20 protein-coding genes are annotated in these 23,599 nt (G+C 70.5%); 5 read left to right on the top strand and 15 right to left on the bottom strand.

Annotated elements, in window-relative coordinates; translation table 11 throughout:
- Nucleotides 1-39: 39 nt before the first annotated feature.
- The 5 genes from ABIA36_RS13500 to ABIA36_RS13480 form a co-directional block, all read right to left on the bottom strand.
- Nucleotides 40-1,782, bottom strand: coding sequence for a peptidoglycan D,D-transpeptidase FtsI family protein (locus ABIA36_RS13500; protein ID WP_369962993.1), 1,743 nt, complete (start codon nt 1,780-1,782; stop codon nt 40-42).
- Nucleotides 1,783-1,807: 25 nt separating this feature from the next.
- The gene (locus ABIA36_RS13495) at nt 1,808-2,569 is read right to left on the bottom strand and encodes a hypothetical protein (RefSeq protein ID WP_369962992.1); all 762 of its coding nucleotides are present in this window, start codon (nt 2,567-2,569) and stop codon (nt 1,808-1,810) included.
- Nucleotides 2,566-3,516: a 16S rRNA (cytosine(1402)-N(4))-methyltransferase RsmH gene (gene rsmH / locus ABIA36_RS13490; RefSeq protein WP_369962991.1), complete on the bottom strand. Its 951-nt coding sequence runs from the start codon at nt 3,514-3,516 to the stop codon at nt 2,566-2,568. The genes ABIA36_RS13495 and rsmH overlap by 4 nt, the downstream gene beginning before the upstream one ends.
- Before the next feature lie 106 nt (nt 3,517-3,622).
- Complete coding sequence (gene mraZ / locus ABIA36_RS13485) at nt 3,623-4,054, bottom strand: division/cell wall cluster transcriptional repressor MraZ (protein WP_369962990.1); 432 nt, start codon at nt 4,052-4,054, stop codon at nt 3,623-3,625.
- 250 nt (nt 4,055-4,304) lie between these two features.
- On the bottom strand, nt 4,305-4,682 hold the full coding sequence (locus ABIA36_RS13480) for a DUF3040 domain-containing protein (protein WP_369962989.1): 378 nt from the start codon (nt 4,680-4,682) through the stop codon (nt 4,305-4,307).
- Between the two features lie 78 nt (nt 4,683-4,760).
- Here ABIA36_RS13480 and ABIA36_RS13475 point away from each other — a divergent pair, with 78 nt between their 5' ends.
- Nucleotides 4,761-5,882, top strand: a complete 1,122-nt coding sequence (locus ABIA36_RS13475) for a polyprenyl synthetase family protein (RefSeq protein WP_369962987.1) — start codon at nt 4,761-4,763, stop codon at nt 5,880-5,882.
- Nucleotides 5,883-5,929: 47 nt separating this feature from the next.
- On the opposite strand, the gene ABIA36_RS13470 is transcribed toward ABIA36_RS13475, so the two are convergent.
- Nucleotides 5,930-6,271 carry an Rv2175c family DNA-binding protein gene (locus ABIA36_RS13470; RefSeq protein ID WP_369962986.1) on the bottom strand — a complete coding sequence of 114 codons (342 nt, stop codon included), beginning with the start codon at nt 6,269-6,271 and terminating at the stop codon, nt 5,930-5,932.
- A gap of 152 nt (nt 6,272-6,423) precedes the next feature.
- Between ABIA36_RS13470 and ABIA36_RS13465 the strand changes: the two genes are divergently transcribed.
- Nucleotides 6,424-7,527 carry a LysM peptidoglycan-binding domain-containing protein gene (locus ABIA36_RS13465; RefSeq protein ID WP_369962984.1) on the top strand — a complete coding sequence of 368 codons (1,104 nt, stop codon included), beginning with the start codon at nt 6,424-6,426 and terminating at the stop codon, nt 7,525-7,527.
- Between the two features lie 97 nt (nt 7,528-7,624).
- Entirely contained in the window at nt 7,625-9,526 is a 1,902-nt protein-coding gene (pknB, locus tag ABIA36_RS13460; RefSeq protein ID WP_369962983.1) for a Stk1 family PASTA domain-containing Ser/Thr kinase, read from the top strand.
- A 98-nt stretch (nt 9,527-9,624) separates the two neighbouring features.
- Here the strand turns inward: pknB and ABIA36_RS13455 are convergent, their stop codons facing one another.
- The 3 genes from ABIA36_RS13455 to ABIA36_RS13445 all read right to left on the bottom strand — a co-directional run bounded on the left by ABIA36_RS13455 (nt 9,625) and on the right by ABIA36_RS13445 (nt 12,812).
- Nucleotides 9,625-10,953 carry a class II 3-deoxy-7-phosphoheptulonate synthase gene (locus ABIA36_RS13455; RefSeq protein WP_369963754.1) on the bottom strand — a complete coding sequence of 443 codons (1,329 nt, stop codon included), beginning with the start codon at nt 10,951-10,953 and terminating at the stop codon, nt 9,625-9,627.
- 85 nt (nt 10,954-11,038) lie between these two features.
- Nucleotides 11,039-11,803, bottom strand: coding sequence for a lysophospholipid acyltransferase family protein (locus ABIA36_RS13450; RefSeq protein WP_369962982.1), 765 nt, complete (start codon nt 11,801-11,803; stop codon nt 11,039-11,041).
- Nucleotides 11,804-11,864: 61 nt separating this feature from the next.
- Nucleotides 11,865-12,812 carry an ROK family glucokinase gene (locus ABIA36_RS13445; RefSeq protein ID WP_369962981.1) on the bottom strand — a complete coding sequence of 316 codons (948 nt, stop codon included), beginning with the start codon at nt 12,810-12,812 and terminating at the stop codon, nt 11,865-11,867.
- Nucleotides 12,813-12,975: 163 nt separating this feature from the next.
- Here ABIA36_RS13445 and ABIA36_RS13440 point away from each other — a divergent pair, with 163 nt between their 5' ends.
- On the top strand, nt 12,976-14,805 hold the full coding sequence (locus ABIA36_RS13440) for a long-chain fatty acid--CoA ligase (protein WP_369962980.1): 1,830 nt from the start codon (nt 12,976-12,978) through the stop codon (nt 14,803-14,805).
- 40 nt (nt 14,806-14,845) lie between these two features.
- Here ABIA36_RS13440 and ABIA36_RS13435 read toward each other — a convergent pair whose 3' ends face one another.
- From ABIA36_RS13435 to ABIA36_RS13420, 4 genes are all read right to left on the bottom strand, one after another.
- Entirely contained in the window at nt 14,846-15,694 is an 849-nt protein-coding gene (locus tag ABIA36_RS13435; RefSeq protein WP_369962979.1) for an NAD-dependent epimerase/dehydratase family protein, read from the bottom strand.
- 18 nt (nt 15,695-15,712) lie between these two features.
- Nucleotides 15,713-16,204: a peptide deformylase gene (gene def / locus ABIA36_RS13430; RefSeq protein WP_369962978.1), complete on the bottom strand. Its 492-nt coding sequence runs from the start codon at nt 16,202-16,204 to the stop codon at nt 15,713-15,715.
- A 47-nt stretch (nt 16,205-16,251) separates the two neighbouring features.
- Nucleotides 16,252-17,574: an AAA family ATPase gene (locus tag ABIA36_RS13425; protein ID WP_369962977.1), complete on the bottom strand. Its 1,323-nt coding sequence runs from the start codon at nt 17,572-17,574 to the stop codon at nt 16,252-16,254.
- A 137-nt stretch (nt 17,575-17,711) separates the two neighbouring features.
- Nucleotides 17,712-21,116, bottom strand: coding sequence for a pyruvate carboxylase (locus ABIA36_RS13420; protein WP_369962976.1), 3,405 nt, complete (start codon nt 21,114-21,116; stop codon nt 17,712-17,714).
- 79 nt (nt 21,117-21,195) lie between these two features.
- Here ABIA36_RS13420 and ABIA36_RS13415 point away from each other — a divergent pair, with 79 nt between their 5' ends.
- Nucleotides 21,196-22,005 (top strand): ParA family protein, encoded by an 810-nt coding sequence (locus tag ABIA36_RS13415; RefSeq protein WP_369962975.1) that lies wholly within the window; start codon nt 21,196-21,198, stop codon nt 22,003-22,005.
- Nucleotides 22,006-22,227: 222 nt separating this feature from the next.
- Here the strand turns inward: ABIA36_RS13415 and ABIA36_RS13410 are convergent, their stop codons facing one another.
- Together ABIA36_RS13410 and ABIA36_RS13405 are read right to left on the bottom strand one after the other, a co-directional pair.
- Entirely contained in the window at nt 22,228-22,779 is a 552-nt protein-coding gene (locus tag ABIA36_RS13410) for a MerR family transcriptional regulator (protein ID WP_179605594.1), read from the bottom strand.
- Between the two features lie 119 nt (nt 22,780-22,898).
- Entirely contained in the window at nt 22,899-23,597 is a 699-nt protein-coding gene (locus tag ABIA36_RS13405; protein ID WP_369962972.1) for a MerR family transcriptional regulator, read from the bottom strand.
- Nucleotides 23,598-23,599 lie beyond the last annotated feature (2 nt).

The following is a 23,599-nucleotide window of genomic DNA, read 5'->3' as shown; positions in this document are numbered from 1 at the left end:
ATCGGACGACGGTCTCGGGCGACGGCGTCTCGGTGGGGTTCAGTAGTAGGGCGGGTAGTCGGCCGGGCTCGTCGTCGACGGCTTCACCCGGTAGGTCTTCAGCACCTGACTCATGATCGTGTGGAACAGCGGAGCGGCGGCAGCCGACGAAGTAATGGTAGTCGGGAACCCGAGGTTGACCGAAACGACGTACTGCGGATCGTCCACCGGCGCGATGCCCATGACGGAGACGTAGTACGACGGCAGATAGCCGCCCTTGCCGTCCGGCTGCTGCGCGGTTCCGGTCTTCGCGGCGACGTTGTAGCCGGGGATCTTGAGCTGTTTCGACAGCTCGCCCTGGGTGGTGACCGACTCCAGCATCCCGAGCGTCGTGTGGGCGGCGTCGGGCGAGACGACCGTGACGGGGGCCGGCTTCGGAACGTCGGTGAGCGTGCCGTCGGCCTGCTTGCAGCCCGCGACCATCGTCAGCGGGATGCGGGTGCCGCCGTTGGCGAGCGCCTGGTACGCGCCCACCATCTGGAGCTGGGTCGCCGAGACGCCCTGGCCGAACATGGTGGCGTACTTGGTCTGGTCGTCCCAGTCCTTCACGGGGTTCAGGATGCCGGACGACTCGCCGGGATAGGGCAGTCCGGTGGGGTCGCCGATGCCGAACTTCTTGAGGTAGTCGTAGCGGGTCTGGTCGGTGAGCGCGCTGCCCAACTGGGACATGCCGGTGTTGGACGAGTTCATCAGCACCCCGGTGAGGGTCAGCCGTTCGGGCGCGTGATAGCCCGAGTCGTGCAGGTCGGCGCCGTTGCCGGACTTCCACTCGTAGGGCGCCAGCACCTGACTGGTCGGCGTCGCCTTGCGCTGGTCGATGAGCATCGACGCGGTGAGCGCCTTGAAGGTGGAGCCGGGCTCGCGCGGGTCGGTGAGCGACTGGAGGCGCCAGTACGACGGGTCGGTGGCGTCGATGTTGTTGGGGTCGAGCGCGGGCCACTGCGCGATCGCCTTGATCTTGCCGGTCTTCGCCTCCGCCACGGTCACGAAACCGAACTTCGACCCGGTCGCCGTGACCTGCTGGGCCAGCGTCTGCTCGGCGAACCACTGGAGGTCGCTGTCGACGGTGAGCTCGAGCGTCCCGCCGTCCTTCGCCTTCTGCTGCACGACCGTGCTGCCGGGGATGGCGACCCCGTCCGCGCCGCGCTGGTACGTGTCCTTGCCGTTCTTGCCGGCCAGGCAGCCGTTCTCGCTGTCCTCCAGACCGCCGTTCCCGCCCTGCGAGACGTAGCCGAGCAGGTTGCCGGCGACGGCGCCGTTCGGGTAGCTGCGGGCCTGGGTCTTGTCGAAGGTCAGCCAGGGGTACGGCAGCTTGTCGAGCTTGTCGAACGTCGCCACGTCCATGCCGGACTTGATCAGCGCGTACTTCGACTTGGGGTTCGCCTTCAGGGCGTCGTCGAACAGCTTCACCACCGCGTCGCCGCCCTGGCCGGTGATCGCGCCGATCTTCGCGGCGGCCTCCACCATCTTGTCCCGGCCGCCGGCGATGGCGTCGGACGGCGAGGCCTGCGCGCTGTAGGTGTAGATCGTCGTCGCCAGGATCTTGCCGTTCGCGTCGACGATGTCGCCGCGGTTGCCGTAGAGGGTGTTCGAGCCCTCCTTCGCGTTCACCGACGCCTTCTGGAGGGCGTCGGCGCGCACCACCTGGATGTCCACCAGCTTGCCGCCGAGGATGGCCACGAACGCTGCGACGGCCACGACGGTGAGCGCCGTACGCCTCCGCAGCATCTTCCTGTTGATCACGCCCCGCGTCCGTCCCGTCGCGTCGTCAGTGCGTCACCGGTGTCGGCAACGCTCCCTGCAACGGTACGGACGGCTTCGCCGGAGTCGTGGATGCCGCACCCGCGGTTGCGGAACTCCCAGCTTGGACGGCCGCCCCCACGGTCGCGGGAGCACCGGTCGCGGGAGCACCGGTCGCGGGAGCACCGGTCACGGTCTGCCCGGGCGTCGCCGCGAGCGGCACCCCGTTGAGCTGCGCGTTCGGGACCAGGTTGCCCTGGCCTCCGGTCACGGTGCCCGCCGCGCCCGTCGCCGGGATCGGCGCGCCGAGGACGGCGCCGTCGGAGAGTCGCAGGTAGGCGGGGTTGCTGTTGCTGACCATGCCGAGTGCGTTCGCGTTGGCCGCCAGGTTCTGCGGCGACGTGAGCCGGTTGAGGTCTTCGGAGGCGGCCTGGTAGCTGCGCTGGAGCTGGGTCTGCTGTGTCTGCAGCGAGCTGAGCTGGTAGGCGCCCAGGGAGACGCCGATGCTGAGCAGGAGCTGGGCGACCACGATCACGAGCAGTGAGGACACCGCGGTGATGGCGTACACCGTGCGCGGACGGGCCCGGCGCTGACTGCGGCTCGACACCACCTCGAGGTGGGAGCGGCGCTCGCGTGCCGGCTGTTCCGGCCGGTCCAGCAGCGGGGCGGCCGCATCCAGCTTCGGCGCGGTGGCCGCCGTGGACGCCGGCACCTGCCAGGCCATCGTCGGACGTCTGCGGACGCCGGTGCTCCCGGTTCCCCCGGTGACTTTGAAAGCGGTGTTGCTCACGAGTCCCTCCTCACCCGTTCGGCCGCGCGCAGGCGCACCGGGGTCGCCCTCGGGTTCGCGGCTTTCTCCTCGTCGTCGGCCAGCTCCGCACCCCGGATCAGGAGCTTCAGCTCCGGCCGGTGCTGCGGCAGCTCGACGGGCAGCCCCGCCGGCGCGCTGGACCGCGACCGCGTCTGCAGCTCGCGCTTGACGATGCGGTCCTCCAGCGACTGGTACGCCTCCACGACGATGCGGCCGCCCACCGCCAACGCGTCGATCGCGGCCGGGATGGCGCGCTCGAGCACGGCCAGCTCCTGGTTCACCTCGATGCGCAGCGCCTGGAAGACGCGCTTGGCCGGATGGCCCTGGCGCGAGATCGCGGCCGGCGTGGCCTTCTGCAGGATGTCGACCAGCTGTCCGGAGCGGACGATCGGCGCGTTCTGCCGCTCCTCCACGATGCGGCGGGCGTAGCGGGCGGCGAGCTTCTCCTCGCCGTAGTCGCGGAAGATCCGGCGCAGGTCGGCCTCGGAGTAGGTGGCGAGCACGACCTCGGCGGTGAGCTCGCTGGTGCCGTCCATCCGCATGTCGAGCGGCGCGTCCTTGGAGTACGAGAAGCCGCGCTCGACGCGGTCGAGCTGCAACGACGAGACGCCGAGGTCGAACAGCACGCCGTCGATCGTGTCGATGCCGAGCCCGTCGAGCGCCTCGCGGATGCCGTCGTAGACGGTGTGCACCAGGTGCACGCGGTCGCCGAAGCGGGCGAGCCGGGCGCCGGCGATGGTCAGCGCCTCGGGGTCGCGGTCGAGCCCGACCAGGGTGACCTCGGGGAAGCGCTCCAGCACGCCGGCCGAGTGGCCGCCCATGCCGAGGGTCGCGTCCACGAAGACGGCGCCCGGCCTCTGGAGGGCGGGGCCGAGCAACTCGATGCAGCGTTCGAGGAGGACCGGGGTGTGGATGTCGTCTGTCATGTCCGCATCCGGGAGGACCGGCTCCTGGTTCCGGATCCCCATCCATTCCGACCTGCCACCGGGGAAGTGGTGTCAGGGCGTATGGCTGGGAGTCCGGCGCCAGGCGCTAGAACAGTCCCGGGATCACCTCCTCCTCCGTGTTCGCGAATGCTGCCTCCTGATCGGCGAGGTAGGTCTCCCACGCCTCCGCGTCCCAGATCTCGGCGCGGCTTCCCGCGCCGATCACCACCAGGTCCCTGTCGAGACCCGCGTACGACCGCAGTGGGGTGGGGATGGTGACCCGGTTCTGCTTGTCCGGGACCTCCGCGCTCGCCCCCGAGAGGAAGACGCGCAGGTAGTCGCGGGCCTGCTTGCTGGTCACCGGCGCCTGCCGGATCTTCTCGTGGAGCGATTCGAACTCGCGCTGGGAGAAGACGTAGACGCAGTGCTCCTGGCCGCGGGTCAGGACGAGTCCGGACGCGAGCTCATCCCGGAATTTGGCCGGCAGGATGATGCGCCCCTTGTCGTCGAGCTTGGGGGCATAGGTACCGAGGAACATCGGTGCCACCCCCACTCTCCCGGCCACGGTTGCGGTATGCCTCCACTTTACTCCACTCCCATCCACAAAATCAGCAGAAACGGGAATATTGCCTCGTTTAGGGGTGTTTTCGGCGCGGAAATACGCGGGAGAACGCGGTGGAGGGAAATGGAGGGTGAAGGGACCCCCGGGAGTGCTGGACGCACCAAAAAAGGGCCGATCCGAAGATCGGCCCTCACAGTGGGTGCGTCAGTGGAGTGCGGTGGAGGGGCTACTGCTGCCCGTCCTGCCGCTTGTCCCAGCGGTCGTTCATGCGGTCCATGAAGCCGGGCTGGCCACGGGTCGGCTTGCCGGACGAGCCGGCCGCTGCGTCGGGGTCGACCGCCACGCGCTTGCCCGGCGCGATAGCCAGGAGCACGCCGCCGAACATCACCACGAATCCGAGGATCCCGACGATGGGGAGCTGAACGAAGACGCCGGTCACGAGGACCGCCACGCCGATGACCGCGAGGAGGATTCCGAGCACGATCGACCGGTAGGCGGGGCGGGCCCGCTTGCCTCCGACCTTCGCTACGAAGTCCGCGTCGTTCTGGTAGAGACTGCGTTCCATCTCTTCGAGGAGGCGCTGCTCATGTTCTGAAAGCGGCATCCGGATCCCCCTCTTTCTAGCGGGTTCTAGGCGTTGTGTGGCCGATTCTAGCCGCACCACTCTGACTAGGCTATACGTGTGTCCGAAAGCATCCGATTCGTCGACCTCATCCAGTCCAGAATCGATGGATTCTTCGATGCGCGTGCATCCATTCTCGTCTCCATCGCCGACGAACTCGCCCCGATCGCGGCTTTTTCGAGGGATTTTCTCAGCGGCGGCAAGCGCTTCCGAGCGCTGTTCTGCTTCTGGGGATGGCAAGCCGTGCGAACGGCCGGCGACGAGCCGGGCGAGGGCGGGGCGGTGACAGCGGGTGGGCCGCTCGACGCGGTCGTCTCCGTCGCCTCGTCGCTCGAGCTGTTCCACGCCGCCGCACTCGTGCACGACGACCTCATCGACAACTCCGACACCCGCCGCGGCGCGCCGTCCGCGCACCGCCGCTTCGAGCGGCTGCACGACCAGGAGGGCTGGCAGGGCTCCGGCGCGACGTTCGGCACCGGCGCTGCGACGCTGCTCGGCGACTACCTGCTCATCCTCAGCGACGAGCTCTTCGACGAGGGCCTCACCCAGACGGTGAGCGCGTCGGCCCGGCGGTCGGCGCGCGCCGAGTTCAACCGGATGCGCCTCGACGTCACGGCAGGCCAGTACCTCGACATCTTCGAGGAGATCGGCTGGGCCGGCCGCCCGGACGCCGATCAGCTCGCCCGGGCCGAACGCGTCATCGTCTACAAGTCGGCCAAGTACTCGATCGAGTCGCCGCTGCTGATCGGCGCCAGCCTCGCGGGCGCGACGGTCGGCCAGCTCGACGCTCTGCGCCGCTTCGGCCTCCCGCTCGGCATCGCTTACCAGCTCCGCGACGACCTGCTCGGCGTCTTCGGCGACGCGGAGGTCACCGGCAAGCCGAGCGGAGACGACCTGCGCGAGGGCAAGCGCACCGTCCTCATCGCGCTCACCCGGCAGGCGATCCCGGCGGGCGCGCGGGCGACGCTGGACGAGCTGCTGGGCGACCCGGACCTGACGCCGCAGCAGATCCAGACCCTCCAGATGACGATCCGGGACTCCGGCGCCGTCGAGAAGGTGGAGCGCATGATCGCGGACAACGTGGCGAGCGCGATCCAGGCCCTCGACGAGGCGCCGATCGGCCCGGCGGCGCGCGCGCAGCTCCGCGAGCTCGCGGTCACGGTCACCCGCCGCGCCTCCTGACCACCCCCGGACCCTGACGGGCCGGGCGGCTCAGCCGGCCGCGCGGATCAGGCCAGCGCCTGGGCGACGCGGCGCACCTCGGCCTTGCGGCCGGCGCGCAGCGCTTCGATGGGGGCCGTACCGAGGCTGTCCTCCTCGGCGAGCAGCCAGTCCACGGCCTCGTCGTCGTCGAAGCCGTTGTCCGCGAGCACGATGAGCGTGCCGTGCAGCTCGCCGAGCGGCTCGCCGTCGCGGAGGAAGAGGGCGGGGACCTTGAGGACGCCGTCGACGCGCTTCGCGGCGAGATGACGGTCCTCGATGAGGCGGCGGACACGGCTGACGCCGAGCCCGAGCTGCTCCACGAGGTCGGGGATGGTGAGCCACTCGGTGGCCTGGACCTGCTCGTTCACACAGACAAGCGTGCCACGTCCGGCGGCCGATCACCTCTTCAGGCGAATGTTACGGTTGTGTTAACTGTTGTCACAGCAGTCACACTGGTTGACTCCTTACTCACAGTGTGTCAGCGTGGAGGATGGTTTTGTCACTCACAAGGGGGTCGACCATGTCTCTGACCGAGAGCGCCAACCGGCGGATGCTGGGCACGGTGCCGATCGCGATCGCCGGCTCCATCGCGGTGACCCTGAATCTCTTGGCCCCCGCGCAGGCCGCCACCGGCGAGGTGCGCGACCGGGCTCCGGAGAAGCGCGACACGACCGGGCCGGGCAACACGATCCGCAGCGCGGTGACCCCCGCGGCCACCGCGGCCTCCCCCGCCCCGGTCGAGATCGCGGCCGCCCCCGCCAGCTACCGGGTGCAGACCGGCGACACGGTCTCCGGCATCGCCGCCCGGTTCGGCTTGTCCACCGCCGCGGTGCTCGCGCTCAACGGGCTGAGCTGGAAGAGCCTGATCTTCCCCGGCCAGGTGCTGGCGCTCGGCGCGACGCCGAAGCCCGCGGCCGCCGCGCCGGCTCCGGCGCCGTCAGCCCCTGCGCCGTCCAGGACGACCTACACGGTCGTGCGCGGCGACACCGTCAGCGGTATCGCGGCCCGGTTCGGGCTCCGCACGTCCGCCGTCCTCGCCGCCAACGGCCTGAGCGGCGCGAGCATCATCTACCCGGGCCAGAAGCTCGCCATCCCCGGCATGACCACGGCGGCGCTGAGCACCCCGACGCCGGCCGCCGTCGTCGTCGCACCGGCCCCGGTCGTCACCGCGCCGGCCCCGGCTCCCGCCCCGGTCGTCCAGCCGGGCCAGGTCGTCGCACTCACCGACGAGATGCGGGTGAACGCCCAGTTGATCATCCGGATCGGCCACCAGGAGGGCGTCCCGGCCCAGGGCATCGTCATCGCCCTCGCGGCGGCGGCCCAGGAGTCCGGGCTGAGGAACGTGCGCTACGGCGACCGCGACTCCCTCGGCCTGTTCCAGCAGCGCCCGAGCACCGGCTGGGGAACGCCCGCCCAGGTGCTCGACCCGACCCGCGCGACCCTGGCCTTCTACGGCGGGGCGAACAACCCCAACAAGGGCCGCACGCGCGGCCTCCTCGACATCCCGGGCTGGACGTCGATGACCGTCACGCAGGCCGCCCAGGCGGTGCAGCTCTCGGCCTTCCCGACCGCCTACGCCAAGTGGGAGACGTCGGCGCGCGCGTGGCTGGCGCAGCTCGGCTGACGGGCGCGCCGCGCCGAAGATCACAGCCGGGTCACAGCCCCGGCGCACACCGGTGTTTTGCAGGTTTCGCGACCGCCGCGTTCCCTAGACTCGACCCGTGACCACGAGCCAAACAGACCCGATGATCGGACGTCTCATCGACGGCCGCTATCAGGTGCGCTCGCGGATCGCCCGGGGCGGCATGGCGACGGTGTACCTCGCCACCGATCTGCGCCTGGAACGACGGGTCGCGATCAAGGTCATGCACGGCCACCTCGCCGACGACAGCACCTTCAAGAGCCGCTTCGTGCAGGAGGCCCGCTCGGCCGCCCGGCTCGCCCACCCCAACGTGGTCAACGTCTTCGACCAGGGCCAGGACTCCGACATGGCCTACCTGGTCATGGAGTACCTGCCCGGCATCACCTTGCGCGACCTGCTCAAGGACTACGGCAAGCTGACGCCCGAGCAGACCATCGACATCATGGAGGCCGTCCTCAGCGGCCTCGCCGCCGCGCACAAGGCCGGCATCGTGCACCGCGACCTGAAGCCCGAGAACGTCCTCCTCGCCGACGACGGCCGGATCAAGATCGGCGACTTCGGCCTCGCACGCGCCGCCAGCGCCAACACGGCGACCGGGCAGGCGCTGCTCGGCACGATCGCCTACCTCTCCCCCGAGCTCGTCACCCGCGGCGTCGCCGACGCCCGCAGCGACATCTACGCGCTCGGCATCATGATGTACGAGATGCTCACGGGCACGCAGCCGTTCCACGGCGAGCAGCCCATGCAGATCGCCTACCAGCACGCGAACGACCCGGTGCCGGCGCCGAGCAGCGCCAACCCGGCCGTCCCGCCGGAGCTGGACGAGCTCGTGCTGTGGGCGACCGAGAAGGACCCGGACCGCCGGCCCTCCGACGCCCGCGAGATGCTCGACCGGCTCATCGAGGCCGAGAAGTCGATCCGCGGCGACACGGTGATGCAGTCCACGATGGTGCTGCCTCCCGCATTCGACATCGCCGACGGGGACACCCAGATCATCAACCCCGCCATCCGCCAGCAGGTCGCCTCGAGCACGCCCGCGGCGACGGACACGCTGACCCGGGCCGCCCGGCGCCGGCGCGGCAAGGGCTGGTGGCTCTTCGCGCTCGTGCTGGTGCTGGCGGCCGTCGCCGGCGGGACGGGCTGGTACTTCGGCTCGGGTCCCGGCTCGTTCGTGACCGTGCCGAACGTCGTCTCCCAGGCGCCGGCGGCCGCCACGACGACGCTGACGAACCTCGGCTTCAAGACGGCGCAGGCGCCCGAGTACAGCGTCACGATCCCCGCAGGCCAGGTGTCCAGCACCGACCCGAAGGCCGGGTCCTCGGCGAACCGCGGCAGCACCGTCACGCTGCGCGTCTCGCAGGGCCCGAAACCGATCACGCTTCCGGCGCTCGCGGGAGCGAGCCTCGACGCGGCGAAGTCCGCGATCACCGGCACCGGGGCCAAGGTCGGGGCTGTCGCGCAGCAGTTCGATGCCAAGGTCCCCGCGAACACCGTCATCTCGGCGACCCGCGCTTCCGACGGAAGCGACATCTCCGGAGGCGGCGCCTACTTCCAGGCCGCGGCGGTCAACCTCGTCGTGTCGGTCGGCCCCATCCCGGATGTCACGGGCAAGTCGGTCTCTGGCGCGACGACCGCGCTCGAGAAGGTCGGGCTGCACGCCACGGCCGGCCCGCAGAGCTACAGCGACACGATCGACAAGGGCGACGTCATCTCGGCCCAGCCGCAGGGCCAGCCGGTGCGCCCCGGCGACACGCTCGCCCTCGAGACCTCGCGCGGACCCGCTCCGGTGCCGGTGCCCGACGTGGTCGGACAGACCTGGGATAAGGCCAAGGCGGCGCTGCAGGCGGCGGGCTTCCAGCTCAACTACAGCGCGGCTGCGGACCTCCTGCCCGGCGGCTTCGTGGTCTCCAAGGTGTCGCCCGCCCCCGGCACCCAGGCGCCCAAGGGGTCGACCATCACGGTCAACTTCGCCGGCTTCTGAGCCGCGCGCCCGCCCCCACGCCGGCGAACTTTCGCGGGACACAGAGACGCCCTCACCCGCGCTGGATGAGGGCGTCTCGACACTGATTCGGGCCGGGTTCAGCCCTGGCTGAGCTCCTCGGCGACCAGGAAGGCGAGCTCCAGCGACTGCATGTGGTTCAGGCGCGGGTCGCACAGCGACTCGTAGCGGGTGGCGAGGGTCTCCTCGTCGATGTGCTCCGAGCCGCCCAGGCACTCGGTGACGTCGTCACCGGTGAGCTCGACGTGGATGCCGCCCGGGTGCGTGCCCGCGGCGCGGTGCGCTTCGAAGAAGCCCTTGACCTCGTCCACGACGTCGTCGAAGCGGCGCGTCTTGTAGCCGTTCGGCGTGGTGAGGCCGTTGCCGTGCATGGGGTCGGTGACCCACAGCGGGTTGGCGTCGGAGTTCTTCACGGCCTCCAGCAGCGGCGGCAGGGCGTCGCGGATCTTGCCCGCGCCCATGCGCGTGATGAAGGTCAGCCGCCCGGGCTCGCGCTCGGGGTCGAGCGCGTCGATCAGGCGGCGCATGTCGTCGGCCGTCGTGCTCGGGCCGAGCTTGACGCCGATCGGGTTGCGGACGCGCGACAGGAAGTCGACGTGCGCGCCGTCGAGGTCGCGGGTGCGCTCCCCGATCCAGACGAAGTGCGCCGACGTGTTGTAGGGCGTTCCGGTGCGCGAGTCGATGCGGGTCATCGGGCGCTCGTAGTCCATCAGCAGCGCCTCGTGGCTGCTGTAGAACTCGACACGGGTCAGCTCGTCGAAGTCCGCGCCCGCGGCCTCCATGAACTTGATCGCGCGGTCGATGTCGCGGGCCAGGCCCTCGTAGCGCTGATTGGCCGGGTTCGCGGCGAAGCCCTTGTTCCAGCTGTGCACCTCGCGCAAGTCGGCGAAGCCACCCTGCGTGAAGGCGCGGATCAGGTTCAGCGTCGAGGCGGCCGTGTGGTAGCCCTGGACGAGCCGGCGCGGGTCGGCCGCGCGGGACTCCGGGGTGAAGTCGTAGCCGTTCACGATGTCGCCGCGGTAGGCCGGCAGGGTCACGCCGCCGCGGGTCTCGGTGTCGCTGGAGCGCGGCTTGGCGAACTGGCCGGCCATCCGGCCCATCTTGATGACGGGGACGGACGCGCCGTACGTCAGCACGACGGCCATCTGCAGCACGGTCTTGACCCGGTTGCGGATCTGGTCGGCCGTCGCTCCGGCGAACGTCTCGGCGCAGTCGCCGCCCTGGAGCAGGAACGCGTCGCCTCGCGCCGCGCGGGCGAGCCGCGAACGGAGCTGGTCCACCTCGCCGGCGAACACCAGCGGCGGCAGGGTCGCGATCTCCGCGGACGCCGCAGCGGCGGCCTCCGGGTCGGGCCACTGCGGCTGCTGCTTGATCGGGAGCGTGCGCCAATAGTCGAGGCCCTCGATCACGGAGTCGTCAGCTTTCACGACGGGATCTGTGGTCTGCAGCACTGTTCTGGTTCCGCTCGGTCGGGGTGAATCGGGATAACCGAGCCTATCGCGCCGGGCGGGCCTCCGGCGCCGTGGGAGCGGATTGTGACGGGACCGCCACCGGCGGCTGGGGGGCCGGGTCGGCGGCGAGCGCCGCGCGCTTCTCCTTGACCGTGCTGGCGTAGACGTCCACGTACTCCTGCTTGCCGAGAGCGTGCAGCGCGTACATGATCTCGTCGGTGACCGAGCGGAGGATGAAGCGGTCGCCCTCCATCCCCTCGAACCGGGAGAAGTCCAGCGGCTCGCCGATGATGATGCCGATCCGGCCGATCCGCGGGATGCGGCGGCCGATGGGCATGATCTCGGCGGTGTCGACCATCGCGACCGGGACGACCGGGACGCCGGCCTCCAGGATCATGCGCGCGACGCCGGTGCGCCCGCGGTAGAGCTTGCCGTCGGGGCTGCGGGTGCCCTCCGGGTAGATGCCGAGGATTTCGCCACGGGCGAGCACCGCCAGACCGGTGTTGAGCGACGCCTCGGAGGCCTTGCCGCCCGACCGGTCGATGGGGAGCTGGCCTGTGGCGTTCATGAACGCCTTGGTCGCCCAGCCCTTCAGGCCACGGCGGGTGAAGTAGTCGCTCTTGGCGAGGAAGGACACGTGCCGATCGACGACGATCGGCAGGAAGATCGAGTCGATGAATGACAGGTGGTTGCTGGCGAGGATGACGGCGCCCTCCGCGGGGACGTTCTCCAGCCCGACGACCCAGGGACGGAAGACGCCGCGCAGCAGCGGCCCCGCGATCAGGTTCTTCATCAGCCAGTAGAACATCGATCGAAATCCTAGTGCCCCGCCCCGCTCAGCGGGAGGACCGGCTCACGCGCTCCGAGGGTCAGAGCGCCGCGTGCAGGCGAGCGAGGTCGGCCGCGCCGACCACGCCGGCGTCGTTGACCAGCTCCGCGATCTTGAACTCCGGCTCCGGGTGGTAGCCGCGCGCGGGCAGGTTCTCCAGGTAGGCCTGCCGGATCGGCTCCAGCAGCAGTTCGCCCGCTTGCGCGACCCCGCCGCCGAAGACGAAGAGCTGCGGGTCGAGGACGGCGCCGAGGCTCGCGCAGGCCTGGCCGAGCCAGTCGCCGAGCTGGCGCAGGGCGGCGAGCGCGCCGGGGTCCCCCGCCATGATGAGCCCGGAGATGTCGGAGCCGGTCAGCTCGCCGGTGCGGCTGCGGATGTCGGCGAGGGACTGCCCGATGCCGCCGGCGTCGGCGAGCTCGTTCGCCATCCGCTGCAGCGCCCGGCCGGAGCCGTACTGCTCGATGCAGCCGTGCGCGCCGCAGCCGCAGGGCAGGCCGCCCGGCACCACGCGCATGTGGCCGATCTCGGCTCCCGCTCCGAAGCCGCCGCGGAACAGCCGGTCGTTGCTGACGATCGCGCCGCCCACGCCGGTGCCGATGGTGAGGATGACCATGTCGCTGACCAGGCGGCCGGCCCCGTAGCGGAACTCCGCCCAGCCCGCCGCGTTGGCGTCGTTCTCGATGAGCACGGGGAGGTCGATGCGCTTCTCGAGCTTCTCCCGGAACGGCTCGTGCCGCCAGTTGATGTTCGGCGCGTAGTACACGGTCGACTGCGCCGCGTCGATGAAGCCGGCCGCGGCGACGCCCGCCCCCGCGATCTGCTCCGGCCCCTCCGATAGCCGTTCGATCATCGCGACGACGGCGTTCTCGATCTCCTCCGGACGGCTCGCGTCGGTCGGCACGCGGTCCTCGCGGACGATCGCGCCGAGCTCGTCGACGACCGCTCCGGCGATCTTGGTCCCGCCGATGTCGATTCCGATGGCATGCACAGGCGGGCCCCTTCCGGATGGGCGTGGGTCGGGCGATGGTGGGATGAGCGGACCGGGACGTCTCGGAAGACTCCCTGCCGCACCATCTAGAGTGTAATCAACCACTGCGAGCCGGAACGATTCGGCCCGATCACCCGCCCGCCCGGTATCGAGGGAGCTACCGTTGAACCAGTTCGAAACCCCCGCCGTCGTCCCCGCCGACCCCGAGGCCAACGCGACGGACCTGCTCGTGCAGCGGGTCGCCGCGACTCCGGACGCCGCACTGTTCAGCCTCCCGGACGGCGACGGCTGGCGGGATGTCACCGCGGCGGAGTTCTACCGCCAGGTCATCGCGCTCGCCAAGGGCCTGGTCGCGGCCGGCATCCAGCCGGGCGACATGATCGGCCTGATGTGCAAGACCCGCTACGAGTGGTCGCTGATCGACTTCGCCACCTGGTTCGCCGGTGCGGTGCTCGTCCCGATCTACGAGACCTCCTCGCCCGCGCAGGTGCAGTGGAACATGTCCGACTCTGGCGCGAAGGCCGTCATCCTGGAGACCGCGGAGATGTTCTCCCGGTTCGACGAGGTGCACGCCGACCTCCCGCTCATCGAAGACGTCTGGCAGCTCCACCTCGGCGACCTGGACAAGCTCGTCGCCGCCGGCGTCGACGTGCCGGACGCCGAGATCGAGCGCCGCCGGAACCTCGCCCGCGGCGAGGATATCGGCACCCTGATCTACACCTCAGGCTCCACCGGCCGCCCCAAGGGCTGCGTGCTCACCCACTCCAACTTCGTCGAGCTGTCCCGCAACTCGGCCGAGGCGCTGAAGGAGGTCGTGATGCAGCCGGGCGGCGCCTCCACGCTGCTCTTCATCACGACCGCCCACGTCTTCGCCCGGTTCATCGCCGTGCTGTGCGTCACCGCGGGCGTGAAGGTCGGCCACCAGTCCGACACCAAGCAGCTCCTGCCCGCGCTGGCGAGCTTCAAGCCGACGTTCCTGCTCGCGGTGCCGCGCGTGTTCGAGAAGGTCTACAATTCGGCCGAGCAGAAGGCGGAGGCCGGCGGCCGTGGCAAGATCTTCCGCGCCGCCGCCGAGGTCGCCGTCGAGCACTCCAAGGCCGTCGAGGCCGGCTCGGTGCCCTTCGGCCTCAAGCTCAAGTTCGCCCTCTACGACCGGCTGGTGTTCTCGAAGCTCCGCGCGGCGATGGGCGGCCGCGTGAAGTACGCCGTCTCCGGCTCCGCGCCGCTCGGCGCGCACCTGGGGCACTTCTTCCACAGCCTCGGCATCAAGATCCTGGAGGGCTACGGCCTCACCGAGACCACCGCGCCGGCGACAGTGAACCTCCCGTCCCAGTTCAAGATCGGCACGGTCGGCCCCGTCCTCCCGGGCGTCGGCGTGCGTCTCGTGGAGGACGGCGAGATCGAGGTGCGGGGCGTCAACGTCTTCAAGGAGTACTGGAAGAACCCCGAGGCGACCGCCGCCGCCTTCGACGACGGCTGGTTCCGCACGGGTGACCTCGGTTCCCTCGACGAGGACGGCTACCTGACCATCACCGGCCGCAAGAAGGAGCTCATCGTCACGGCCGGCGGCAAGAACGTCTCCCCCGCGGTGCTGGAGGACCCGATCCGCGCCAACCCGCTGGTCAGCCAGGTGATCGTCGTCGGCGACCAGAAGCCGTTCATCGCGGCGCTGGTGACGCTCGACACCGAGATGCTGCCCACCTGGCTTGCGAACAACGGCGAGGACAAGGACATGACCCTCGCCGAGGCGTCCGTGAACCCGGCGGTGAACGCCGAGATCCAGCGCGCGATCGACGCGGCCAACCAGGGCGTCTCCCGTGCGGAGAGCATCCGCAAGTTCGTCATCTTCGCCACGGAGCTGACGGAGGCGAGCGGCCACCTCACGCCGAAGCTCAGCATCAAGCGCAACGTCATCCTCGCCGACTTCGCCGACGTGATCGACGGGGTCTACAGCGGCAACGCGAGCACGCAGGGCATCTCGCTGGCGCACTAGTCTCTGGTGAACTGGAGTGCGCCAGCGAGCATCCCGTTCGCTACACCTCGTCGCGCCAGGAGTGCTGGGGGTCGTACCCCAGCACCCGGCGCGCCTTGTCGATCGACAGCAGGGTCTCGTTGTTGTCGAGGTCGTCACGCTTCAGCGGGACGCCGGGGAACACCTCGGCGACGAGCTCGGCGTTCGGACGGCTCATCACCGTGTCCGCCGCCGCGATGATGAAGCGGTCGAAGCCGGTGGTGTCCCACTCGAGGGCCTTCTGGATGGCCTGGGCGCCGTCGCGGGCGTCGATGTAGCCCCAGAGGTTCCACTTCCGCCCGCGGGCGTCCGCGTCGTACGACGGGAAGGCCGCGTAGTCGGCGGGCTCCATCACGTTCGAGAAGCGCAGCGCCACGATCTTCAGCGACGGATCCCAGCGCGTCAGCTCGATGGCCATCTGCTCCTCGAGGTGCTTGACCAGCGAGTACGTCGACTCGGGGCGGGCCGGGTAGTCCTCGTCCACCGGGATGTAGGGCGGCGGCACGTCGAACGGGAGGCCGAGCACCGTCTCGCTGGACGCGTAGACGATGTTCTTGATGCCGGCGCGGCGCGCGGCCTGGAAGACGTTGTAGGTGACGCGGATGTTGTTGTGGAAGGTGGCGACGTCGCTCAGGATGGCCGGCGCAGGGATCGCGGCCAGGTGCACGATGGCGTCGAAGCCGCCGTGCGCGTCGTCGACCCCGAGGATCGCGTCGACCGTCTGGCCGTAGTCGGTCAGGTCGACCCGCACGAAGCCGCGACCGCGCTCCCCCGTCGCGTCCAGGTTGACGACGGTGTGACCCGCCGCGCGTAGTTCGCGGACGACTGTGCGTCCGAGCTTGCCCGATCCTCCGGTGACTGCAATGTCCATGCCACCGAGTCTACGGACTCAGAACCAGTCGCTCTCCCGCACCTGGCGCATGGCCTCGCGGCGGGTGTCCTTGTCGAGGCGGTCGAGGTAGAGCTTGCCGTCGAGGTGATCGGTCTCGTGCTGCAGCGCCTGCGCCATCACGCCGGTGCCGGAGAGCTCGATCTCGTTGCCGTCGAGGTCGATCCCGCGCACCCGGGCGAACGGGTAGCGGGAGGTCTTGAACCACAGGCCCGGCACCGAGAGGCAGCCCTCGTCCACCAGCTCGGGCTCGCCGGAGACCTCCACCAGCTCGGGGTTGAGGATGTAGCCGACCTCGCCGTCCACGTTGTAGCTGAACGCCCGGAGGCCGACACCGATCTGCGGGGCGGCGACGCCCGCGCGTCCCGGCGTGATCACACTGTCGATGAGGTCCTCGACCAGGCCGCGGACGCCCTCGTCGATGTCGCCGACGGGCTCGGACGGGGTCTTCAGGACGGGGTCGCCGAACAGGCGGATCTGACGTTCGGTCACGGGGGTCTCCTAGAGCGCGGGCGGCGCGGGGTGGGACGGGAGCGGGATCAGGGGCGCTCGGCGGGCAGGCCCTCCACCACGAGCGCGGCGAGCGCCCGGGCGGACAGCTTGGTCAGGGGCTTGAGGTCTTTCCAGTTGACCACGGAGCCGGCGGCGAGCTGCGGGTCGTACGGGATACGGACGATCTCGCGCACGCGCGAGCGGAAGTGCGACTCGATCTCCTCGAGCTTCACCAGGTTGGTCGCGTGCGTGGCCGTGTTGAGGGCGACGACAGCGTTGCGGACCAGGTCCGTGTAGCCGTTCGCCTCCAGCCAGGTGAGGGTCTCGGAGGCGAGGCGGGCCTCGTCCACGCTGCCGCCGGAGACGATCACGATCTCGTCGGCGCGCTGCAGGGTGGCCCGCATCACCGAGTGGACGATGCCGGTGCCGCAGTCGGTCAGCACGATCGAGTAGAACCGCGCCGCCAGGTCGGCGACCACGTTGTAGTCGTTCTCGTCGAACGCCTCGGACAGCAGCGGGTCGGTGTCGGAGGCGAGGATGTCGAGCCGGGTCTCGTCGCGCGACACGAGCGCGGAGAAGTCGGTGAACCCGCCGATGCTCGCCGCCTTGTGCACGACGTCGCGCACGGTGGCGCGGGTCTGCTTCGGGACGCGCTCGGAGAGCGTGCCGCGGTCGGGGTTGGCGTCGACGGCGATGATGCGGTCCTCGCGCGCGTCGGCCAGCGCCATCCCGAGCAGGGTCGTGACGGTGGTCTTGCCGACGCCGCCCTTGCGGGTGAGCACCGGGACGAAGCGGGTGCCGCCCTCGAACTGCTTCTGGATGCGGTGGTCGAGCTCCTTGCGGGCGCGGACCTTGGCGGAGTCGCCCAGGTTCACCGTGCGGAAGGTCGTGTGGTAGACGAAGCGCTGCCACGGGCCCTCCGGGCCGGGTCGGGTCTTGCGGTTGACCTCCAGCAGGCGGTCGGCGGTCAGCATCGCGGCCGGCTCGGGCTGCGGCGAGTGCTCGCCGCGCAGGCGGTCGCGGCGGGACTGCGCGAACGCGTCAGGGCTGTCGTGGCCGGGCAACGGCACGACGCCGTCGCCTGCCGCGGTGTCCTGCGTCGGCGTCGGGCCGGTCGCGAGACGCGAGGCGACGATGGCGACGGAGGTCGTGGTGGGCTCGGTCGGCGACGGGACGAAACCCGGGTCGACGGGGACCTCGTCGATCGCGACGGCCGCCTCGTCCTCCGGCACCTCCTGGGGCGGGGCGGGCGGCAGGTCGACGGCGATGCTCAGCTTGGTGTCGACCTCGAGCGGGGACGGCCTGAACGTCGGCTCGGCGCCCCGGGGCGCGAGGTCGCCGTGTTCGGGCTCCTCCGGCTTGTCTGCCACGCGTGCACTCCTCCTGCCGCTCGACGGCGGCACTGCGACAGTTTACCGGGCGGTCCGCCGGCGGGAACAGCGAACGCCCTGCGCCCTGCGCGCCGCAGCGCTCCCCGCGTGGACGGGGAGCGCTGCGAGCGGGCGGGTCAGGCGGGCGTGACGACGACCAGGAGGTCGCCCGCGTCCACCTGCTGGGTCTTCGGGATGGCGAGGCGCTCGACGGTCCCGGCGACGGGGGCCGTGATCGCGGCCTCCATCTTCATGGCTTCGATCGAGGCGACGGCCTGCCCGGCGGCCACGACGTCGCCCGGGACGACGTGCAGCGTCACGACGCCCGAGAACGGCGCGGCGATGTGGCCGGGCTTGGCGGAGTCGGCCTTCTCGGCGGCCTTCGTCTCGACCACGATGCTGCGGTCGCGCACGAACACCGGCCGGAGCTGGCCGTTGAGCGTGGTCATGACCGTGCGCATGCCCTTCTCGTCGGCCTCGCCGATGGCCTCCAGGCCGATGTAGAGCCGCACGCCCTTGCTGAACTCGATGACGTGCTCCTCGACCGGGGAGAGCCCGTAGAGGTAGTCAATCGAGTCGACGACGGAGAGGTCGCCGAACAGCTCGCGGATCTGCTCCTGGATGCGGGTCGGGCCGGGGAAGAGCAGCCGGTTGAGGGTCGCCCGGCGCTCGGCGCTGGAGCCCTCCAGCGCCTCCGCGTCGGCGGCGGAGAGGTCTTCGACACCGATCTTGACGGTCTTGCCCGCCAGCACCTTGGTGCGGAAGGGCTCCGGCCAGCCGCCCGGCAGCTCGCCCAGCTCGCCGGCCATGAAGCCGACCACCGAGTCCGGGATGTCGTAGTTCTGCGGGTTCTCGGCGAAGTCGTCCGGGTCGGCGCGCACGGCCGCGAGGTGGAGGGCGAGGTCGCCGACCACCTTGGACGACGGCGTGACCTTGGGGATGCGGCCGAGGATCCGGTTCGCCGCGGCGTACATGTCCTCGACCAGCTCGAAGTCCTCCGCCAGGCCCAGCGCCTTGGCCTGCTGGCGCAGGTTGGAGAGCTGGCCGCCGGGGATCTCGTGCTTGTAGACGCGACCCGTGGGGCCGGGCAGCCCCGACTCGAACGGACGGTAGACCTGGCGCACGGCCTCCCAGTACGGCTCGAGGTCCTCGACCGCCGTCAGCGAGATGCCGGTGTCGCGTTCGGTGTGGGCGAGGGCGGCGACGAGGGCAGAGGCGCTCGGCTGGCTGGTGGTGCCGGCCATCGGTGCGCTCGCCACGTCGACCGCGTCGGCGCCGGCGCGCGACGCCGCGAGCAGCGTCGCGAGCTGGCCGCCCGGGGTGTCGTGGGTGTGCACATGCACCGGGAGGTCGAACCGCTCGCGGAACGCGCTCACCAGCTTCTCGGCGGCGGCGGGCCGCAGCAGGCCGGCCATGTCCTTGATCGCGAGGATGTGCGCGCCGGACTCCACGATCTGCTCCGCGAGGCGCAGGTAGTAGTCGAGCGTGTAGAGCTCCTCGGCCGGGTCGAGCAGGTCCGCGGTGTAGCAGACCGCGACCTCGGCGATGGACGAACCGGTGGCGAGCACCGACTCGATCGCCGGGCGCATCTGCGACACGTCGTTCAGCGCGTCGAAGATGCGGAAGATGTCCACGCCGGTCGCCGCGGCCTCGCGCACGAACGCGTCGGTCACCTGGGTCGGGTACGGCGTGTAGCCGACCGTGTTGCGGCCGCGCAGCAGCATCTGGATGTTGATGTTCGGCAGGGCCTGGCGCAGCGAGGCGAGGCGCTCCCACGGGTCCTCGCCGAGGAAGCGGAGGGCGACGTCGTAGGTCGCGCCGCCCCAGGCCTCCACCGAGAGCAGCTCGGGGGTGAGGCGGGCGACGTACGGTGCGACGGCGAGCAGGTCCTTGGTGCGCACGCGGGTCGCGAGCAGCGACTGGTGCGCGTCGCGGAAGGTGGTCTCGGTGACGGCGAGGGCGGTCTGCGCGCGCAGCGCCTCGGCGAAGCCCTTCGGGCCCAGCTCCAGCAGTTTCTGGCGCGACCCCGCCGGGGCCGGCACGTTCAGGTCGATGCGCGGGAGCTTCTCCACCGGATCGGCGACCTCGGGACGCGGGCCGTTCGGCTGGTTGACGGTGACGTCGGCCAGCCAGTTGAGCACCTTGGTGCCGCGGTCCTTGGACTCGCGGCCCTTGAACAGCTGCGGGCGCTCCTCGATGAAGGAGGTGGAGACGTTGCCGGCGATGAAGTCCGGGTCCTCCATGACCGCCTGCAGGAAGGGGATGTTCGTGGCGACGCCGCGGACGCGGAACTCGGCCAGCGCGCGCCGGGCGCGCAGCACGGCGGCCGGGAAGTCGCGGCCTCGGGTGATGAGCTTGGCGAGCATGGAGTCGAAGTGCGGGCTGATCTGGGCGCCCGGGTTGATCGTGCCGCCGTCGAGGCGGATGCCGGCCCCGCCCGGCGAGCGGTAGGTGGTGATCTTGCCGGTGTCGGGGCGGAAGTTGGCGGTCGGGTCCTCGGTGGTGATGCGGCACTGCAGGGCCGCGCCGCGCATCTGCACGGTGTCCTGGCTGAGGCCGAGGTCGGCCAGCGTCTCGCCGGCCGCGATGCGGATCTGCGACTGCACCAGGTCGACGTCGGTGATCTCCTCGGTGACCGTGTGCTCCACCTGGATGCGCGGGTTCATCTCGATGAACACGTGCTGGCCGGCGCGCTCCCCCGCGGTGTCGAGCAGGAACTCGACGGTGCCCGCGTTCTCGTAGCCGATCGACTTCGCGAAAGCGACCGCGTCGCGGTAGAGCGACTGGCGGATCTCGTCGGAGAGGTTGGGCGCCGGTGCGATCTCGACGACCTTCTGGTGGCGGCGCTGCACCGAGCAGTCGCGCTCGAACAGGTGGATGGTGTTCCCCTGGCCGTCGGCGAGGATCTGCACCTCGATGTGGCGCGGGCGCAGCACGGCCTGCTCCAAGAACATGGTCGGGTCGCCGAACGCGCTGTCCGCCTCGCGCATGGCCTCCTCCAGCGATGCGCGCAGGTCCTCCTTGCGGGCGACCCGGCGCATGCCGCGGCCGCCGCCGCCGGCGACCGCCTTGGCGAAGATCGGGAAGCCGATCTCGTCGGCGCCCGCGAGCAGCTCCTCGATGTCACGCGAGGGCGGGGTGGACTTCAGGACCGGGACGCCCGCGGCGATCGCGTGCTCCTTCGCGGTCACCTTGTTCCCGGCCATCTCGAGCACCTCGGCGCGCGGGCCGATGAAGGCGATGCCTGCGGCCCGCGCTGCCTCCGCGAGCTCCGGGTTCTCGGAAAGGAAGCCGTAACCGGGGTAGATCGCGTCGGCGCCGGACTCCTTGGCGACCCTGATGATCTCCTGCACGTCGAGGTAGGCGCGGACCGGGTGGCCGGGCTCCCCGATCTGGTAAGCCTCGTCCGCCTTGAGCCGGTGCATCGAGTTGCGGTCTTCGTACGGGAAGACGGCGACCGTGGCGGCGCCCAGTTCGTACGCGGCGCGGAAGGCCCTGATGGCGATTTCACCGCGGTTGGCAACGAGGATCTTACGGAACATGGGGACCTTTCGAGCAGGGGTGGGCACCACACAGCAAACGGTTAGGTAGTCCAAGACTAGTGAAGGTAACGTGGCTGTCGTGCACGTACTCAGCGTTAGTTCCCTCAAGGGCGGTGTCGGAAAGACCACGGTGACGCTTGGTCTGGCCTCGGCGGCGTTCGCCAAAGGGCTCCGTACGCTCGTCGTCGACCTCGATCCGCAGTCCGACGTCTCGACCGGCATGGACATCCAGGTCGCCGGTCACCTCAACGTCGCCGACGTCCTCGCCTCCCCGAAGGAGAAGATCGTCCGCGCGGCGATCGCGCCCTCCGGCTGGACCAAGGGACGCCCGGGCAAGGTCGACGTCATGATCGGCAGCCCGTCGGCGATCAACTTCGACGGCCCGCACCCGAGCATCCGCGACATCTGGAAGCTCGAGGAGGCCCTGGCCAACGTCGAGCACGACTACGAGCTCGTGCTGATCGACTGCGCCCCGTCGCTCAACGCGCTCACCCGCACGGCCTGGGCGGCCAGTGACCGCGTGGCGGTCGTGACCGAGCCCGGACTGTTCTCGGTGGCCGCCGCCGACCGCGCGCTGCGTGCGATCGAGGAGATCCGCCGCGGCCTCTCCCCGCGCCTCCAGCCGCTCGGCATCATCGTCAACCGCGCCCGCGTGCAGTCGCTGGAGCACCAGTTCCGCATCAAGGAGCTGCGCGACATGTTCGGCCCGCTGGTGCTCGCGCCCCAGCTCCCCGAGCGCACCTCGCTGCAGCAGGCGCAGGGCGCGGCGAAGCCGCTGCACGTCTGGCCGGGTGAAAGTGCGCAGGAGATGGCGCACAACTTCGACATCCTCCTGGAGCGCGTCCTCCGCACCGCCAAGATCGGCGAATACGCCGTCGCCGGCAACTGACGCGCCCCCTCAGCACCCCGTTTCCGTAACTCCGGAAAACCATGACGAAACGCCGCGGTTCTCCGTACGAACGGACTCCTCGGCGGCGTGTCGCGTCAGACCTCCGGAGTTGCCGACCGCGCGACTAAATCCGGAGATTGGTCCGGACCACCCCTGAAAATGACCGTTCCCACGGTTTTTCGGCCCAGAACCGGGTGAATGTCCGGAGTTAGCGACGCGCGGTCAGGAGGCCTTGGACTTGGCGGCGCGGCGGGCGGCCAGCTCGTCGAGGTCGTCGCCTGCGGTGTCGAGCTCGACGAGGGAGGACTCCACCTCGCGGAGGACCTTGCCGACGGCGATGCCGAAGACGCCCTGGCCGCGGCTGACCAGGTCGATGACCTCGTCGTTCGAGGTGCACAGGTAGACGCTCGCGCCGTCGCTCATCAGCGTGGTCTGCGCCAGGTCGTTGACGCCCGCCTCGCGGAGCTGGTTGACGGCCGTGCGGATCTGCTGGAGCGAGATGCCCGTGTCGAGCAGGCGCTTGACCAGCTTGAGCACGAGGATGTCGCGGAAACCGTACAACCGCTGCGACCCGGAGCCGGCCGCGCCACGGACCGTGGGCTCCACGAGACCGGTGCGCGCCCAGTAGTCGAGCTGGCGGTAGGAGATGCCGGCCGCGCGGGCCGCGACGGCGCCGCGGTAGCCGTTGGCGTCGTCCATCTCGGGCAGGCCGTCGGTGAACAGCAGCCCCAGATCGTACCGGGCGGCGTCGCTGTCACGACTCAGTTCGCTCATGATGACTGCCCCTCGGTTGACGGATCGGGCGCTTCGTGATGAGGCGCTTCAACCACGGTACCCATCCCCCGGTCGCCGGGCAACGACATCCGGAAAACGCGCTCGGCGTGTCGACCCGGTCAGTGCTGGATGCGCGTCAGCGCGGCGCGGATGATGCTGCCGCGGACGACGTCGAGCTGCCCCGCGATCTCGCGGGCGAGTTCGGCGGTCTGCGGTCCGGCCGTGACGTCCTTGCGGCGTGCGAGCGGAACCAGGGCGGTCTCGATGAGCCCGATCTCGCGCTCGGCGGCGGCGCGGAAGCCGCGCAGGTGGCGCGGCCCGATCCCGGTGCGGGACAGCTCGACGAGCGCGCGGAGCACGGTCAGCGTGTCCTCGCCGTAGACCTCGGCCGGCACGATCAGCGAGGAGCTGATGGCCTCCTGCAGCAGTTCGGGCGTCGCGCCCGCCTCGCGGAGCAGCTCGTCGCGGTGGAACCGGCGGCCGGCCGGGAGCATCGACGCCGAGCCCTCGCGCACGCCACCGGGCAGCGGCGGGTTCTCGCCGGCGTCGACCGCGGCGAGGTACTTCTTGATGACCTTGAGCGGGAGGTAGTTGTCCCGCTGCATCGCCAGCACCGTGTGCAGCCGCTCGACGTCGGCGGGCGAGAACTTGCGGTAGCCCGAGGCCGTGCGCGACGGCGAGATGAGCCCGCGCTCCTCCAGGAAACGCAGCTTGGACGACGACAGGTCCGGGAACTCGGGGGTCAGGCGCGCCAGCACCTGGCCGATCGAGAGCAGTGCGGGCGGGGCGGTGTGCGCCCTCGCTGCTTGCCGGGCCACTG

This window comes from Leifsonia sp. EB34, from assembly GCF_041260585.1.
GTDB lineage: Bacteria > Actinomycetota > Actinomycetes > Actinomycetales > Microbacteriaceae > Leifsonia.
The sequence above is the reverse complement of the archived record's forward strand: the minus strand, read 5'-3'. Positions and strand labels throughout refer to the sequence as shown.